The following is a 2,840-nucleotide window of genomic DNA, read 5'->3' on the forward strand; positions in this document are numbered from 1 at the left end:
CCGGTACGGCGCCGGCCAGAAGCTCAACGTCGCCCTGCTGATCGGCGGCGTCTCCTTCGGCGACCAGGATGCCAAGCTGACACGCGGCGTCGACGTGCTGATCGCCACCCCCGGCCGCTTGCTCGACCACACCGAACGCGGCGGCCTGCTGCTCACCGGCGTCGAGCTGCTCGTCATCGACGAAGCCGACCGCATGCTGGACATGGGCTTCATTCCCGACATCGAGCGCATCTGCAAGCTCGTCCCCTTCACGCGGCAGACCCTGTTCTTCACCGCGACCATGCCGCCGGAAATCCGGCGCATCACCGAGGCCTTCCTGCACAATCCGCAGAAGGTCGAGGTTTCCAAGCCCGCCACGACGGCCGTGACCGTGACGCAGGTCCAGGTGCCCGCCGGTCGCGAGGCGCACGAAAAGCGCGAGCTGCTTCGCCGCCTGCTGCGCGACGCCAAGGATCTCAAGAACGCCATCATCTTCTGCAATCGCAAGCGCGAAGTCGCCATCGTTCACAAATCGCTCCAGAAGCACGGCTTCAGCGTCGGCGCGCTGCACGGCGACATGGATCAGTCGGCCCGCACCGCGGCGCTCGAACAGTTCCGCAAGGGCGAGCTGCCCCTGCTGGTCGCCTCGGACGTCGCAGCGCGCGGCCTCGACATCCCCGAGGTCAGCCACGTCTTCAATTTCGACGTCCCGCATCATGCCGACGACTATGTCCACCGCATCGGCCGCACTGGCCGTGCCGGCCGCACCGGCACCGCGATTTCGATCGTGACGCCGCTCGACCAGAAGTCGATGGTGGCGATCGAGAAGCTGATCGGCCAGAGCATCCCGCGCGCCGAGGGCGATTACCAACCCCCGGCCGAGGCTTCCGATGCAGGCGAGCGTCCGCGCGAGCAGCGCGGCCGCGAACGTTCCCGCGGCGGACGCGGCAAGCCGCAGCGCGGCCGCGACCGTGAGCGCAGCCACGAGCCGCGCGAGGCGCGAGGCGAAGCAAGACCTTCATCGGAATCAAGGCATGCTTCCGAACCAAGGCACTCGTCGGAGCCACGTCAGCCCGCCGAGCCGAGGCACCGGTCCGACGACAAGCGTCGGGCGGACACGCGCCAGCAGGCCGGCACGTCGCATGTGCCCTCGATCGGCCGTCCGGAGCCGCGCCGCCAGCGCGAGGTCGACACCGAGCCGGGCGACCACTCGCATCTGCCGGCGTTCTTGCTGCGGCCGGTCCGTTCTCCCGCCGGCGCCTGAGCCCCGCACGCTCCGGGTTTCAGTTGCGGAAACCCGGTGCACAATTTTTTAGATGCAGTCGTGCACGTATATTTACGGGGCGTTCACGATCGTCCGTTAGCCTGCGAACATAGTTTAAGCATTGCTGCGGTCGATGGCGGGTCGATCGCACGTGGGGTATGTTCTGTGATCAAGGTGCTTGACGAACACGAACGCACGATGGCGTTCGCCGAGGTCGCGCTCGGGCAAATCCGATCGCTTCGGCAGACGGCAATTCCCCGCAATTACGAGATCTGGTACGTCTACGCCACCGGCTACAACGCTCCGCTCAACAAGATCATCAACGAGACGCTGGCGCGCAGCGGCAAGCTGACCGAATCCGATCTCGAGCAGATTTACGAGACCTATCTCTCCCACATCAAGACCACCGACCGCATCGACAAGGTCGGCGCGCGCGTCATCGGCGAGATCGACGACGTGATGAAGGTCCTGAGCGATGCGCTCGGCACGACCGGGGCCTACGATTCCAGCCTCTCGGGCGCGACCGAGAAGCTGTCGTCGGCCAAGAACCGAGACCAGGTCAAGGCCATCGTCGAGGCACTGCTGCGCTCGACCAGCGAGATGCGCGAAACCAACAGGGCGCTGGAAGAGCGGCTGACGCTATCGAAGAACGAGATCAGCAATCTCCAGCAGAGCCTGGAGGCGATCCGCGCCGAGAGCCTGACCGATCCGCTCACCGGCCTCGGCAACCGCAAATATTTCGACCGCATGATCGGCATGGCGGTGCAGAGCGCGCTCGCCTCGGGCGAGCCGCTCTGCCTGCTGCTGTTCGACATCGATCATTTCAAGTCCTTCAACGATTCCTACGGTCATCTCACCGGCGACCAGGTGCTGCGGCTGGTCGGGCTCTCGCTGAAGCAGACCATCAAGGGCCAGGACATCACCGCGCGATATGGCGGCGAGGAATTCGCGGTCGTGCTGCCCGACACGGCGCTGCGGCAGGCGCTCACGGTGGCCGATCACATCCGCCGTGCCGTGATGGCGAAGGAATTGAAGAAGAAATCGACCGGCGAGATCCTCGGCCGCGTCACCATCTCCGTCGGCGTGTCCATGCTGAAGGAGGGCGACGACACCGACTCGCTGATCGAGCGCGCCGATGCCTGCCTCTACGCCGCCAAGCGCAACGGCCGCAACCGCGTCATCTGCGAAGCCGATCCGGAATACGCGGTCGAGACCCACGGCCGGGTGGCGTAGGCTAAATCAATTCACCGCCGTCATTTCGGGACGCGCCTGTTGGCGCGAGCCCGGAATGACGGTGACTGAAGAGCGAGACCTCCGCCTCGATAATGCGAGCGAATTCAACCGTTGCCTTATGAGCTACGGCGGCCCGGCTTTCGTACCGTTGTCCTGGCCGGCTGCTTCTTTGCAACGGACTTCTTCGGGGCCGCCTTCTTCCGCTTCGGCCGCTTCTTCACCTTGGCGCGCTGAGCCGCGGCGAGGGCCGCCCTCGCCCATTGCGCCAGCTCCGCGGAATCGTCGAACAGCCGCGCCGGCAGCTCCCAATAGGAGTTGACCACCACCGTCTTGGCGCGGGTCGAATACAGAACCGGTTTGGAGC

At 65.5% G+C, this 2,840-nt stretch carries 2 protein-coding genes and 1 pseudogene; 2 read left to right on the forward strand and 1 reads right to left on the reverse strand.

Annotated features, from left to right (window positions below; genetic code table 11):
• Together JHD07_RS35730 and JHD07_RS35735 are read left to right on the forward strand one after the other, a co-directional pair.
• The coding region (locus JHD07_RS35730; protein ID WP_291630761.1) for a DEAD/DEAH box helicase at nt 1–1,243 on the forward strand (1,243 nt) is incomplete at its 5' end.
• Nucleotides 1,244–1,408: 165 nt separating this feature from the next.
• Entirely contained in the window at nt 1,409–2,476 is a 1,068-nt protein-coding gene (locus tag JHD07_RS35735; protein ID WP_291630763.1) for a GGDEF domain-containing protein, read from the forward strand.
• Between the two features lie 116 nt (nt 2,477–2,592).
• Here the strand turns inward: JHD07_RS35735 and JHD07_RS35740 are convergent.
• Nucleotides 2,593–2,840: pseudogene (locus JHD07_RS35740) on the reverse strand (competence protein TfoX); the annotation flags it as partial.

Source organism: Bradyrhizobium sp. (genome assembly GCF_016462955.1).
In the GTDB taxonomy this organism is placed as follows: domain Bacteria; phylum Pseudomonadota; class Alphaproteobacteria; order Rhizobiales; family Xanthobacteraceae; genus Bradyrhizobium.